This window comes from Pseudomonas sp. K5002 (assembly GCF_013386655.1).
Taxonomy (GTDB): Bacteria; Pseudomonadota; Gammaproteobacteria; order Pseudomonadales; family Pseudomonadaceae; genus Aquipseudomonas.
In genome coordinates this window covers 1-13,364 of sequence record NZ_JACARK010000106.1, presented here as the reverse complement: position 1 = coordinate 13,364, position 13,364 = coordinate 1, and the positions used below count along the sequence as shown (strand labels likewise).

The 13,364-nt window shown below is 60.9% G+C and carries 14 protein-coding genes; 9 read left to right on the top strand and 5 right to left on the bottom strand.

The window, feature by feature from the left end; all coding sequences use genetic code 11:
• On the top strand, positions 1–909 hold a 909-nt coding region (locus tag HX846_RS06695), incomplete at its 5' end, for a virulence factor family protein (protein WP_178965165.1).
• A 54-nt stretch (positions 910–963) separates the two neighbouring features.
• On the opposite strand, the gene HX846_RS06690 is transcribed toward HX846_RS06695, so the two are convergent.
• Positions 964–2,865 carry a potassium transporter Kup gene (locus tag HX846_RS06690; protein WP_010170040.1) on the bottom strand — a complete coding sequence of 634 codons (1,902 nt, stop codon included), beginning with the start codon at positions 2,863–2,865 and terminating at the stop codon, positions 964–966.
• Between the two features lie 301 nt (positions 2,866–3,166).
• Between HX846_RS06690 and rimO the strand changes: the two genes are divergently transcribed.
• The 5 genes from rimO (at position 3,167) to tsaA (ending at position 7,105) form a co-directional block, all read left to right on the top strand.
• Positions 3,167–4,507 carry a 30S ribosomal protein S12 methylthiotransferase RimO gene (gene rimO / locus HX846_RS06685; RefSeq protein ID WP_003208624.1) on the top strand — a complete coding sequence of 447 codons (1,341 nt, stop codon included), beginning with the start codon at positions 3,167–3,169 and terminating at the stop codon, positions 4,505–4,507.
• Between the two features lie 103 nt (positions 4,508–4,610).
• The gene (locus HX846_RS06680) at positions 4,611–5,084 is read left to right on the top strand and encodes a GNAT family N-acetyltransferase (RefSeq protein WP_003208626.1); all 474 of its coding nucleotides are present in this window, start codon (positions 4,611–4,613) and stop codon (positions 5,082–5,084) included.
• Positions 5,085–5,155: 71 nt separating this feature from the next.
• Positions 5,156–5,866: an rRNA pseudouridine synthase gene (locus HX846_RS06675; RefSeq protein ID WP_003208627.1), complete on the top strand. Its 711-nt coding sequence runs from the start codon at positions 5,156–5,158 to the stop codon at positions 5,864–5,866.
• A 77-nt stretch (positions 5,867–5,943) separates the two neighbouring features.
• Positions 5,944–6,405, top strand: coding sequence for a DUF1456 family protein (locus HX846_RS06670; RefSeq protein WP_003208629.1), 462 nt, complete (start codon positions 5,944–5,946; stop codon positions 6,403–6,405).
• Positions 6,406–6,409: 4 nt separating this feature from the next.
• On the top strand, positions 6,410–7,105 hold the full coding sequence (gene tsaA / locus HX846_RS06665; RefSeq protein WP_102369819.1) for a tRNA (N6-threonylcarbamoyladenosine(37)-N6)-methyltransferase TrmO: 696 nt from the start codon (positions 6,410–6,412) through the stop codon (positions 7,103–7,105).
• 118 nt (positions 7,106–7,223) lie between these two features.
• Here the strand turns inward: tsaA and fpr are convergent, their stop codons facing one another.
• Complete coding sequence (gene fpr / locus HX846_RS06660; RefSeq protein WP_003189055.1) at positions 7,224–8,003, bottom strand: ferredoxin-NADP reductase; 780 nt, start codon at positions 8,001–8,003, stop codon at positions 7,224–7,226.
• A gap of 124 nt (positions 8,004–8,127) precedes the next feature.
• Here fpr and HX846_RS06655 point away from each other — a divergent pair, with 124 nt between their 5' ends.
• A complete protein-coding gene (locus tag HX846_RS06655; RefSeq protein WP_003208633.1) occupies positions 8,128–9,054 on the top strand; it encodes a LysR family transcriptional regulator in 927 nt (308 codons plus the stop codon).
• On the opposite strand, the gene HX846_RS06650 is transcribed toward HX846_RS06655, so the two are convergent.
• The 3 genes from HX846_RS06650 to HX846_RS06640 form a co-directional block, all read right to left on the bottom strand.
• Positions 9,051–9,413: a diacylglycerol kinase gene (locus HX846_RS06650; RefSeq protein ID WP_003208635.1), complete on the bottom strand. Its 363-nt coding sequence runs from the start codon at positions 9,411–9,413 to the stop codon at positions 9,051–9,053. The two genes, HX846_RS06655 and HX846_RS06650, sit on opposite strands and share 4 nt — an antisense overlap.
• Before the next feature lie 75 nt (positions 9,414–9,488).
• Positions 9,489–10,139 (bottom strand): response regulator transcription factor ErdR, encoded by a 651-nt coding sequence (gene erdR, locus HX846_RS06645; protein WP_003208636.1) that lies wholly within the window; start codon positions 10,137–10,139, stop codon positions 9,489–9,491.
• Positions 10,140–10,393: 254 nt separating this feature from the next.
• Positions 10,394–11,104, bottom strand: coding sequence for a tRNA-uridine aminocarboxypropyltransferase (locus tag HX846_RS06640; RefSeq protein WP_003208638.1), 711 nt, complete (start codon positions 11,102–11,104; stop codon positions 10,394–10,396).
• A gap of 205 nt (positions 11,105–11,309) precedes the next feature.
• Here HX846_RS06640 and HX846_RS06635 point away from each other — a divergent pair, with 205 nt between their 5' ends.
• Together HX846_RS06635 and HX846_RS06630 are read left to right on the top strand one after the other, a co-directional pair.
• The gene (locus HX846_RS06635; protein WP_003208640.1) at positions 11,310–11,750 is read left to right on the top strand and encodes a PA3611 family quorum-sensing-regulated virulence factor; all 441 of its coding nucleotides are present in this window, start codon (positions 11,310–11,312) and stop codon (positions 11,748–11,750) included.
• Between the two features lie 375 nt (positions 11,751–12,125).
• Positions 12,126–13,235, top strand: a complete 1,110-nt coding sequence (locus HX846_RS06630; protein WP_003208643.1) for a TIGR00730 family Rossman fold protein — start codon at positions 12,126–12,128, stop codon at positions 13,233–13,235.
• The last annotated feature ends 129 nt before the right edge of the window (positions 13,236–13,364 follow it).

Here is a 13,364-nt window from a genome sequence, read left to right as displayed (position 1 = left end):
GCCTGGCGCTGGCTGGCCGCACAGAACGACGACAAGGCCAATGCCATCTCCGTCGGCTTCGCGCTGGCGCAGCCAGGCTGCAACGACCCGCTGCCGAAGACTTCGGCCCACGGTAGCTGGCTGGTGGCCTGGAACGATAACCCTGACGATGATGCTGCCAGTTTCGTACGCGACACACCGCGTGCCACCACCAGCATCAGCGACTACGACGTTCACTACCCGCAAGTGCTGAACAACGAGCTGCGCAAGCAACTGGTGGGCTCGGACAACGGCGGCCTGGCGATCCCGGTGGTCGAAGTGCCGGCTGGCCAGGCCAAGGACACCGTCACCCTGTTCCTCTCCGGTGACGGCGGCTGGCGTGACCTGGACCGCGACGTGGCCGGTGAAATGGCCAAGATCGGCTACCCGGTGGTCGGCATCGACACCCTGCGCTACTACTGGCAGCACAAGACCCCGGAACAAAGCGCCAAGGACCTCGCCGAGCTGATGCAGCACTACCGGCAGAAATGGGGTACCAAGCGCTTCGTGTTGACCGGCTACTCGTTCGGCGCCGATGTGCTGCCGGCCATCTACAACCGCCTGCCGGAAAACGAGCAGCAGCGTGTAGACGCGATCATCCTGCTGGCCTTCGCCCGCACCGGCAGCTTCGAGATCGAAGTGGAAGGCTGGCTGGGCAACGCCGGCAAGGAAGCTGCGACCGGCCCGGAAATGGCCAAGCTGCCGGCCGACAAGGTGGTGTGCATCTACGGTGCCGAAGAAGTCGACGAGAGTGGCTGCACCGACAAGACCGCTGTCGGCGAAGCCGTGAAGCTGCCTGGCGGCCATCACTTCGACGAGAACTACCCGGCGCTGGCCAAGCGTCTGGTAGACATCATCGAGAAGCGCCAGGGCAAGACCCCGGCCGAATAAGCGCCCACAAAAAAGCCCCCGCTGCCGCAAGGCACCGGGGGCTTTTTGTTGGGCTTACATTTCTACTTGAGTGCCGAGCTCGATCACCCGGTTAACCGGCAACTTGAAGAAGCGCAGGTTGCCGTTGGCGTTCTTCAGCATGAACGCGAACAACCCTTCGCGCCAACGCGCCATGCCCTTGATGCGGGACGCGATCACGGTTTCGCGGCTGAGGAAGTAGGTGGTGCGCATCGGGCTGAAATCCAGGTCATCCAGATGGCACAGCTTCAGCGCTTCGGGCACGTCCGGCTCGTCGGTAAAGCCGAAGTGCAGGATCACCCGGAAGAAGCCTTCGCCGTAGGCATCCACCTCGAAGCGGCGTGCGACCGGCACCCGCGGAATGTCTTCATAGACCACCGTCAACAGCACCACCTGCTCGTGCAGTACCTGGTTATGCAGCAGGTTGTGCAACAGCGCATGAGGCACGGCGTCTGGCCGCGCCGTCAGGAACACCGCGGTGCCCTGCACGCGATGAGGCGGTTGTACACGGATACTGCTGATAAAGATCGGCAACGGCAGGCCGCCCTCGTCGAGACGGTCCACCAGCAATTGCTTGCCGCGCTTCCACGTGGTCATGAGCACGAACAGCACAATCCCCGCGAGTACCGGGAAGGCGCCGCCCTGGACGATCTTCGGCACGTTGGCCGCGAAGTACAGGCCGTCCACCAGCAGGCAGCAGACCAATACCGGCACCGCCAATATCGGTGGCCATTTCCACAGCAGCAGCATCACTGCCGACACCAGGATAGTGGTCATCAGCATCGTGCCGGTCACCGCCACGCCGTAGGCCGAGGCCAGTGCGTTGGAGGACTCAAAGCCCAGCACCAACAGGATCACGCCGACCATCAGCGACCAGTTCACCGCACCGATGTAGATCTGGCCCTGCTCGGCACTGGAGGTGTGCTGGATATGCATGCGCGGGATGTAACCGAGCTGGATGGCCTGGCGTGTCAGGGAGAACGCGCCGGAGATGACGGCCTGGGACGCGATCACTGTGGCCAGCGTGGACAACACCACCAGCGGGATCAGTGCCCAGCTCGGCGCCAGCAGGTAGAACGGGTTTCGCGCGGCCTCAGGATCGCCGAGCAACAAGGCGCCCTGGCCGAAATAATTCAGCACCAGCGCCGGCAACACCAGCATGAACCAGGCGCGGGCAATGGGTTTGCGGCCGAAGTGGCCCATGTCGGCGTACAGCGCCTCGGCACCGGTCAACGCCAGCACTACGGCACCGAGGATGGCCACGCCAATGCCCGGGTGAGCCTCGAAGAAACGCACGCCCCACATCGGGTTCATGGCGTTGAGTACTTCCGGATGCTGGGTGATGCCGTAGGCGCCGAGGCCGCCCAGCACCAGGAACCAGGTCACCATCACCGGCCCGAACAACTTGCCGATGCGATCGGTACCGTGTTTCTGAATCAGGAACAGGGCCACCAGCACAATCAGGGCGATCGGCACCACCCATTTTTCGAGGCCATCGAAGGCCAGTTCCAGACCTTCCACCGCCGATAACACGGAAATCGCCGGGGTGATCATGCTGTCGCCGTAGAACAGCGCCGCGCCGCACAAGCCACAGACCACCAGGAAACTGCGTAGCCGCTTGCGCTCACCCGCTGCTCGTCGCGCCAACGCGGTCAAGGCCATGATGCCGCCTTCGCCCTGGTTATCGGCGCGCAACACGAACAGCATGTACTTGATCGAGACCACCCAGATCAGCGACCAAAAGATCAGCGCCAGGATCCCCAGCACACCGTCATGGTTGACCTGAACCCCATAACCACCGGTAAACACCTCTTTAAGGGTGTAGAGCGGGCTGGTGCCGATATCGCCGTAAACCACCCCCACTGCCGCCACCAGCATGCCGATCGGCTTTGCGTTGGACTGCTCGGCACCTGCTGCCTGACTACTTGCCTGACCCATCAACCACTCCTGCCCTTTGACCTGCGGTCTTTTATAAACAGCGCGCCTGCTGCGGGCGCCTATGCTGTCCACAGCATGCGCTGTTTTACTTCTCGTTACAGACGATTTATTGACCGAGGAAATTCACTCAGGTGCAACGGCGCGAAGCATAGCGCAGCACTCGTCGTATTTCCCTGCATAAAGCTGGTCAAGAGCGATTCCCGTCGCTAGAATTGCGCACTTTTTGATCAGAGGCACACCAAGTGCCCATCCGCCACCTTTCGTGCACGACGGGCGGCGTCATTCAATACCGAGGTTAGACATGTCCACCACCATCGCAAAAGCCAACCCCAAGGTCGGCTTTGTATCCCTGGGTTGCCCAAAGGCTCTGGTCGACTCCGAACGCATCCTTACGCAACTGCGCATGGAAGGCTATGACGTCGTGTCCACCTACCAGGACGCGGACGTGGTGGTGGTCAACACTTGCGGCTTCATCGACTCGGCCAAGGCCGAGTCCCTGGAAGTGATCGGCGAAGCCATCAAGGAAAACGGCAAGGTGATCGTCACCGGCTGCATGGGCGTGGAAGAAGGCGCCATCCGCAACGTGCACCCAAGCGTGCTGGCCGTGACCGGCCCGCAGCAGTACGAGCAAGTGGTCAACGCCGTGCACGACGTAGTGCCGCCGCGCCAGGACCACAACCCGCTGATCGACCTGGTGCCGCCGCAGGGCATCAAGCTGACGCCGCGCCACTACGCCTACCTGAAGATTTCCGAAGGCTGCAACCACAGCTGCAGCTTCTGCATCATCCCGTCGATGCGCGGCAAACTGGTGAGCCGCCCGGTGGGCGACGTACTGGACGAGGCCCAGCGCCTGGTCAAATCCGGCGTGAAAGAGCTGCTGGTGATCTCCCAGGACACCAGCGCCTACGGCGTCGACGTCAAATACCGCACCGGCTTCTGGAACGGCGCGCCGGTGAAAACCCGCATGACCGAACTCTGCGAAGCCCTGAGCAGCCTCGGCGTATGGGTGCGCCTGCACTACGTTTACCCGTACCCGCACGTTGACGAGTTGATCCCGCTGATGGCCGCCGGCAAGATCCTGCCGTACCTGGACATCCCGTTCCAGCACGCCAGCCCGAAAATCCTCAAGGCCATGAAACGCCCGGCCTTCGAAGACAAGACCCTGGCGCGCATCAAGAACTGGCGCGAGATCTGCCCGGACCTGATCATCCGCTCCACCTTCATCGTCGGCTTCCCCGGCGAAACCGAAGAAGACTTCCAGTACCTGCTGGACTGGCTGACCGAGGCCCAGCTGGACCGCGTCGGCTGCTTCCAGTACTCGCCGGTGGAAGGTGCTCCGGCCAACCTGCTGGACGCTGCCATCGTGCCGGACGACGTCAAGCAGGACCGTTGGGAGCGCTTCATGGCGCACCAGCAGGCCATCAGCTCGGCGCGCCTGCAACTGCGCATCGGCCGTGAGATCGAAGTACTGATCGACGAAGTCGACGAGCAAGGCGCTGTAGGCCGCTGCTTCTTCGATGCGCCGGAAATCGACGGTAACGTGTTCATCGACGATGCCAGCGGCCTGAAGCCAGGCGACAAGGTCTGGTGCACCGTGACCGACGCCGACGAGTACGACCTGTGGGCTGAAAAACGCGCATAAGGTGTAAAGAATTGAAAAAGCCCTGCCTCTGGACAAGATGCGGGGCTTTTTTAGGTCTATCGTTTTGCCCATCAGCGCCAATCATCGGCAAGGGGCAGCGGGCATGCGTCAGCATTCGGTTATCCATACACCCAAATCCAGCGACTATCAGGAACTGACCCGCATCTGGGAGGCTTCGGTGCGGGCCACCCATGACTTCCTGCCGGACAGTTACATCGAGTTGCTGAAAAACCTGGTGCTGACCCGCTACCTCGACGCGGTGATGCTGATCTGCACCAAGGACTCGCGCCAGCGCATCACCGGGTTTGCCGGGGTGGCCGCGGGCAAGGTCGAGATGCTGTTTATCGACCCCGAGCACCGTGGCCAGGGCCTGGGCCGGCAATTGCTGCGCTATGCCATCGAGTCGATGAATGCCGATCAACTGGACGTCAACGAACAGAACCCGCAGGCCCTGGGCTTTTACTTCAAGCAAGGCTTTGAGGTGATCGGACGCACGGACCATGACGGCATGGGCCAGCCTTATCCGTTGCTGCACATGCGTTTGCGCCAGGCCCAGCCACAGGCGCGTCGCGGCTAAATGAAATGGAGCCGGGATTAACCGGCGCCACACAGGTACAATAGCCGCCCCCTTTTGTTTCGGCCCTTGTCATGACTGAACCCCTACGCCTCTCCAAACGCCTCATCGAACTGGTCGGTTGCTCCCGTCGGGAGGCTGAGCTGTTCATCGAAGGCGGCTGGGTCACGGTGGACGGCGAAGTGATCGACGAGCCGCAGTTCAAGGTCACCACCCAGAAGGTCGAGCTTGACCCTGAGGCCAAGGCCACAGCGCCGGAGCCGGTGACCATCCTGTTCCACGCCCCCGCCGGCGTGGATGCCGAGACAGCCATGGCGTCGATCAACGCCGAGACCCTGTCGGAAGAACACCGCTTCAGCAAGCGCCCGCTCAAGGGCCACTTCCTGCGCCTGACCGCCAGCAGTGACCTGCAAGCCAAGGCCAGCGGCCTGCTGGTGTTCACCCAGGACTGGAAGATTTTGCGCAAGCTGACCGCTGACGCGAACAAGATCGAACAGGAATACGTGGTGGAGGTGTCCGGCGACATGGTCGCCCACGGCCTGAACCGCCTCAACCATGGCCTGACCTACAAAGGTAAGGAATTGCCGGCGGTGAAAGCCAGCTGGCAGAACGAGAACCGCCTGCGCTTTGCGCTGAAAAACCCGCAACCGGGTGTGATTGCCTTGTTCTGCGAAGCCGTCGGCCTGAAAGTCGTCGCCATTCGACGCATCCGCATTGGCGGAGTCTCCATCGGCAAAGTGCCGGTAGGCCAATGGCGCTATCTGTCCGGCAAAGAAAAGTTCTAAGACTTTTTTCGCCGCCGAATCTCTCGATACCGCCTGCCTGGGCGGTGTCCACAGTTGAATGACCAGGATTGCCCACCATGATTCACAATGACGTACTGCGCAGCGTGCGCTACATGCTCGACATCAGCGACAACAAGATGGTCGAGATCATCAAGCTCGGCGGCATGGAAGTCACCAAGGACGACCTGCTGACCTACCTCAAGAAAGACGAGGAAGAAGGCTTCGTGTTCTGCCCGGACGAAGTCATGGCGCATTTCCTCGATGGCCTGGTGATCTTCAAGCGCGGCAAGGACGAGAGCCGTCCACCGCAGCCGATCGAACTGCCGGTGACCAACAACATCGTCCTGAAGAAACTGCGCGTGGCCTTCGAACTGAAGGAAGACGACATGCACGCAATCCTCAAGGCCTCCGAGTTCCCGGTGTCCAAGCCTGAGCTGAGCGCACTGTTCCGCAAGTTCGGCCACACCAACTACCGCACCTGTGGTGACCAGCTGTTGCGCAACTTCCTCAAGGGCCTGACCCTGCGCGTTCGCGCCTAAACCCGTGAACTACAGCGTCTCGCCCATCGGCTTTGTCCGCTCCTGCTTCAAGGAGAAGTTCGCCATCCCGCGCCAGCCACAACTGGCGCCTGCCGCCCGGGGCGTGCTGGAGTTGGTGGCGCCATTCGACCAGGGTGAGGCGGTGCAGGGTTTGGAACAGGTCAGCCATGTGTGGCTGCTGTTCCTGTTCCACCAGGCGCTGGAAGACAAGCCCCGCCTGAAAGTGCGCCCGCCGCGCCTGGGTGGCAACACGTCCATGGGCGTGTTCGCCACCCGCGCGACGCACAGGCCCAACGGCATCGGCCAGTCAGTGGTCAAGCTGGACAAGGTGGAAGATGGGCGCCTGTGGATATCCGGGATCGACCTGCTGGATGGCACACCGATTCTCGACATCAAGCCGTACGTGCCGTACGCAGACATAGTTGACACTGCGACCAACAGCATCGCCAGCGCTGCGCCACCGCTGATTCCCGTGCAGTGGCTGAAGACTGCGCTGCAACAGGCAGAAGGCCACGCTCAGCGCCTTGGCGAGCCATTGGTGGCGTTGATCGAGCAGTGCCTGGCGCAGGATCCACGGCCGGCGTACCAGACGCCGGGGCCGGAGCGGGAATACGGGGCGCAGTTCTGGGATGTTGATGTGCGCTGGCACTATCCCGAAGCCGGGATGATTTGTGTGCTGGAAGTCGTGTCGGCCGGGTAAACCGGAAACAAATGTGGGAGCGGGCTTGCTCGCGAAAGCGGTGGATCAGTCAATACATCTGGTGACTGTTACACCGCTTTCGCGAGCAAGCCCGCTCCCACATTTTTTTGCGTCGCGCTTATTTCTCGACGAACGCACGCTCGATCAGGTAGTCGCCCGGCTCACGCATACGCGGGGAAACCTTCAAACCGAAGCTGTTGAGCACTTCGCTGGTTTCATCCAGCATGCTTGGGCTGCCGCACAGCATGGCGCGGTCGTCTTCAGGATTGATCGGCGGCAGCCCGATATCGCTGAACAGCTTGCCGCTGCGCATCAGGTCGGTCAGGCGGCCCTCGTTTTCGAACGGCTCGCGGGTCACGGTCGGGTAGTAGATCAACTTGTCACGCAGGGCCTCGCCGAAGAACTCGTTCTGCGGCAGGTGCTCGGTGATGAATTCACGGTAGGCGACTTCGTTGACGTAACGCACGCCGTGGCACAGGATCACTTTTTCGAAACGCTCGTAGGTTTCCGGGTCCTGGATCACGCTCATGAACGGCGCCAGGCCAGTGCCGGTGCTGAGCAGGTACAGGTGTTTGCCCGGCTTCAAATCGTCAAGCACCAGGGTGCCCGTCGGTTTTTTGCTGATGATGATCTCGTCGCCTTCCTTCAAGTGCTGCAATTGGGAAGTCAGCGGGCCATCAGGCACCTTGATGCTGAAGAACTCCAGATGCTCTTCCCAGTTCGGGCTGGCAATCGAGTAAGCGCGCATGAGCGGGCGGCCGTTGGGCTGTTGCAGGCCGATCATCACGAACTGACCGTTCTCGAAGCGCAGGCCCGGATCGCGGGTGCACTTGAAGCTGAACAGAGTGTCGTTCCAGTGATGAACACTGAGGACACGCTCGTGGTTCATGTTGCTCATGTACGGGGGACTCCTGGAAATGGGTCTGCGCCAAATGATGGATGCGCAATTGCACAGCATTCTAATGGCGGCGACAATATCTGTTAACTGGATTATTAAGATAAGGGTTATCGGTTATATCGATATGCGATTTACTCTACGTCAACTGCAAGTCTTCGTCGCCGTCGCCCAGCAGGAAAGCGTCTCGCGCGCTGCTGGCCTTCTGGCCTTATCTCAATCCGCCGCCAGCACGTCGATTACCGAGCTGGAGCGTCAATCCAGCTGCCAGTTGTTCGACCGCGCGGGCAAACGCCTGAGCCTCAACGCCCTCGGTCACCAGCTATTGCCCCAGGCGGTGGCACTGCTGGACCAGGCCAAGGAGATCGAGGACCTGCTCAACGGCAAGTCGGGCTTCGGCTCCCTGGCGGTCGGGGCCACGCTGACCATCGGCAACTACCTGGCCACGCTGCTGATCGGCAGCTTCATGCAGCAGCATCCCGAGAGCCAGGTGAAGCTGCATGTGCAGAACACTGCGCATATCGTGCATCAGGTGGCGCACTACGAAATTGATCTGGGTCTAATCGAAGGCGACTGCAGCCACCCGGACATCGAGGTGCAAACCTGGGTGGAAGATGAACTGGTGGTGTTCTGCGCACCCCAGCATCACTTGGCCAAGCGCGGCCAGGCGACCATGGAAGAGCTGACCCATGAAGCCTGGATCCTGCGGGAACAAGGCTCTGGAACACGCCTGACCTTTGACCAGGCCATGCGGCATCACCGCAGCGCGCTGAATATCCGCCTGGAGCTGGAACACACCGAGGCAATCAAACGCGCGGTGGAATCAGGCTTGGGGATTGGCTGCATTTCCCGGCTGGCGCTGCGCGACGCCTTCCGGCGTGGCAGCCTGGTACCGGTGGAAACCCCGGACCTGGACCTGGCCCGGCAGTTCTACTTCATCTGGCACAAGCAGAAGTACCAGACCTCGGCGATGCGCGAATTCCTCGAGCTGTGCCGGTCGTTCACCGCCGGGGTGCAGCGCAGCGACGAGATCGTACTGCCGACCATTGCCTAGATCAGGATCACGGCCCACACCAGGGTAATCATGGTCAGCGCTACGAACTGCGCGGCGCTGCCCATGTCCTTGGCATTTTTCGACAAGGGGTGCAGGTCCAGGGAAATCCGGTCGATCGCCGCTTCGACGGCGGAGTTGAGCAACTCGACGATCAATGCCAGCAGGCACACGGCGATCAGCAGCGCCCGCTCTACCCGGCTGACGTTAAGGAAGAAACTCAGCGGGATCAGGATGACATTGAGCAACACCAGCTGACGAAACGCCGCCTCGCCGGTGAAAGCCGCACGCAGGCCATCCAGGGAATATCCGCCTGCGTTGAAAATACGTTTGATACCGGTTTGACCCTTGAAAGGCGACATAGAGTAGGCAACTGAGCAAAAAGGTGTGGGGAAACTAGAGCAAGCAAAGTCAAAAAAACGTGAATGAACAGCGTCTTAATGCTGTGAAATTGACTCAAGTTGTTGCAAGAGCAGCGCCGCCTGGGTTCGCGTACGTACGCCGAGCTTGCGGAAGATCGCCGTGACGTGAGCCTTGATGGTCGCTTCCGACACGCTCAACTCATAGGCAATCTGCTTGTTCAGCAGGCCTTCGCAGACCATGGTCAGCACGCGGAACTGCTGGGGCGTGAGGCTGGCCAGGCCATCACGCGCGGCCTTGGCTTCGTCGGAGACGTTGATCTCTTCAAAGGCCTGCGGCGGCCAGGAGACATCGCCATCCAGCACCGTGCGCACGGCTTTCTGGATGTCTTCCATGGAGCTGGACTTGGGAATGAAACCACTGGCACCGAACTCCTTGGAGCGCACCACCACCGACGCCTCTTCCTGGGCCGACACCATCACCACCGGTATCTGCGGGTATTGCCCACGCAGCAGCACCAGCCCGGAAAAACCGTAGGCACCCGGCATGTTCAGGTCCAGCAGGACCAGGTCCCAGTCGGACTTTTCGGTAAGGCGGGTTTCCAGCTCGGCAATGCTGGCGACTTCGACGAGGCGTACATCCGGCCCCAGGCCCAGCGTGACCGCCTGGTGCAGCGCACTGCGAAACAGCGGGTGGTCATCGGCAATCAGGATTTCGTATGTGGCCATTTATTAAATGATCCTGTTTTTTAGGGCGGCACTGATGGGTTCAGTGCTCGCCAACGCGCAAGGTGGCTGCCAGGCCAGCAGTCACCAAAGGGCGCGCTCAACGTCAAAAAGCGACGTATCCAATCTGTGACAGCGCCCCAATCGGCGCCAAGCATGCCCAGCGTAGCCTGGGTGGTCAAGCGCTACGCCCGTGGCTATTTTAGCGGGCTGCGCGTTTGCGCGGCCATCATGCAAAGGTCGGCTGGCCATGACACCTATAGATAAGGTGCAAGGCGAGTATGGACGACATCGGCCGGGTCCAGCGCCAGTTGAAACTTGGCGGCCAGGTAGTGAGTGCTGAATACGTCCAGATAGGCATCCAGGACTTCACTGGCTGCGGCATCTTCAGCCAGCTCCAGGCACAGCGCGGCGACTTCGGCGGTGCAGAAGTGGTCATCACGCTTGGAGCGACGCAGCTTGTAGCGCGACAGTTGCTCGGGCGCCAGGCTCAGCACCGGCAAGTGCTCCAGGTACGGGCTCTTGCGGAACATCTTGCGCGCCTCGCTCCAGGTGCCGTCCAGCAAAATGAACAGCGGGCGCTTGCCCTCCTCCAGCCTGACCTGATGGACCACCCGCTCCGGGGCCACGAATTCGCCGGGAAAGACGATGTATGGCTGCCATTGCGGGTCGGCCAGCAAGGTCAGCAACTCCGGCTCAACCTCAGTGCGCGACCAGGGGAACGCGGTCGTGTCGTTGATCACATCGGCAATCAGCCAGCCGGTGTTGCTGGGTTTCATCGGCTCTACGTCGTGCATCAGCAGGCACATGCCGGATCTGGCCTGGACCTTGGGCCGCCAGGCGCACAGGCAGTACTCGGGAATCACCCGGCAGCCGGGGCAGCGTTCGGCCCGCGAGCCTCGCGCTACAAACGGTTTTACGGCACGGGCCAGGCGCTGCGTGCGCAAACGGGAGACGGCATGGCTCATCGGGTGCGCCGCAGGGAAGTGGAAATCGACACGGATAGAACTCGGAAGGCAAAAGTTACCGCAGTTTACCAGAGCCGCCCCCGGCCACCTGCACTTCCCGGCAATAGGCTGGCCCTAGGGGCAAGCGGTCACCTATAATCCCGCGCCACTGAACGCACAGCGCAGTGGCTGGTCTATGCACCAGTAACCGAATCAGGAGAGTTTCATGCTGCGTCTTATGCCACGCCTTGTAGTTCCGTCCGTCGCCCTCGCGCTGGTGTTGCCTCTGGGTGCCCAAGCGGCCTCGTTGCTGGAGGCTCAACTGAACAGGAAGCTGCAAAGCGTCGCAGAGGAAACCAACAAAGAACTGCCACGGGAAATTGACGAAAAGACCCTGGAAGTTGCCTACACCGTTGAAGGCTTGCAGCTGATTGACCATCTGAGCGTACTGCCCGACCGCGCCGAGCAAATGCGCGCCAACCCCAAGGCTGTGTACTTCCAGCTCGGCCAAAGTGTGTGCCTGAACAAGGGTTACCGCGAGCTGATGGCCAAGGGCGCGATCATGCGCTATGAAATCACCGAGAACAAAACCAACCGCCCGGTAGCCTCGGTGAAGTTCCAGGAAGCAGATTGCCCGGCACCGGCTGCCGCGAAGAAGAAAAAGTAAGCGATAACTCCTGTCGCGCGCCGCTGACCAGCGGCGCGCAATATACCCCTCTGCACTCTCCGCCATTGCCCGCCCGCGGCAGCGTCTAAACTCCCTCAGAAGTGATCAATAAGCGGTTGCCAGCCAAGACTTTATAGGCTCATGATCAATTCATCCTGAACGCCTGGAACATCGGGTTTTCACACCGTCCTGTAACATTTTCAGGGCAAAAGAGGGTTGCCCTCCTGAGCGTGCAATGCAAAGGTTTTTAATCATAAGGAATATACAGAACCGGTTTCGCCCACCTCGTTAATCAGAGGCAACGACACATGCAGTGTCGTGGTCCCGACGAATTTCTCGCCGGCACCCAGGGTTCTGTGAAGAAGGAGAAGTTGAATGCCTTACGAACCGAATGAACTCCTGATCCGTCAATTTGAAGAAAACGGCACCGACCTCACGCAGCAGGTCGACGCGCAACTCCACTTGATTGCGCCCAACAGTCCAAATATCCCCCTTTATCGCGACATGATCTTCACCGTGTTGCGCATGGCCCAGGACGACCGCAGCCGCTGGAATGCCAAGATCACCTTGCAGGCGATACGGGAACTGGACCACGCCTTCCGCGTGCTCGAACAGTTCAAGGGGCGGCGCAAAGTCACGGTGTTCGGCTCGGCGCGCACGCCGGTGGAAAGCCCGCTGTACGCACTGGCCCGGGAAGTGGGCGCGGTCCTGGCCCGTTCGGACCTGATGGTGATCACCGGCGGTGGCGGCGGCATCATGGCGGCGGCCCACGAGGGTGCCGGCCTGGAGCACAGCCTGGGGTTCAACATCACCCTGCCCTTTGAACAGCACGCCAACCCGACCATCGATGGCACCGAGAACCTGCTGTCCTTCCACTTCTTCTTTACCCGCAAGCTGTTCTTCGTCAAGGAAGCCGACGCCTTGATCCTGTGCCCGGGCGGTTTCGGTACCCTGGATGAAGCGCTGGAGGTGCTGACCCTGATCCAGACCGGCAAAAGCCCGCTGGTACCGGTGGTACTGCTGGATGCACCGGGCGGTAGCTTCTGGCAAGGCGCACTGGACTTTATCCGCAGCCAGCTTGAGGCCAATCGCTACATCCTGCCCACCGACCTCAAGCTGGTCCGCCTGGTGTACAGCGCCGAAGAGGCGGTGGACGAAATCAACCAGTTCTACGCCAACTTCCACTCCACCCGCTGGCTGAAGCGCCAGTTTGTGATTCGCATGAATCATCCGTTGAGTGACCGCGCACTGGCCCACCTGCAGGAGGCGTTCGCCAGCCTTCGCCTCAGTGGCGACTTCCAACAAATCGCGTACACCGGCGAAGAGCATGACGAGCCAAGCTTCAGCCATCTGACGCGGCTGGTGTTCAACTTCAACGGGCGTGATCAGGGACGGTTGCGGGAATTGGTGGATTACATCAACTTGCCGGAAAACTGGGCCCAGGCTCAGGGAAAAACGCAGCAGCGGGTGACGGAGACGGCGTGACCTGACACTGAAACGAAAAAAGGCCCGCTATTTTCATAGCGAGCCTTTTGGGTTGTGTCAGGTAGAACGATGCGCAGGTTAGGGCCGCTGCGCAGCCCAGCGGGAGCAAGCTCCCTCGCCACACCAAGC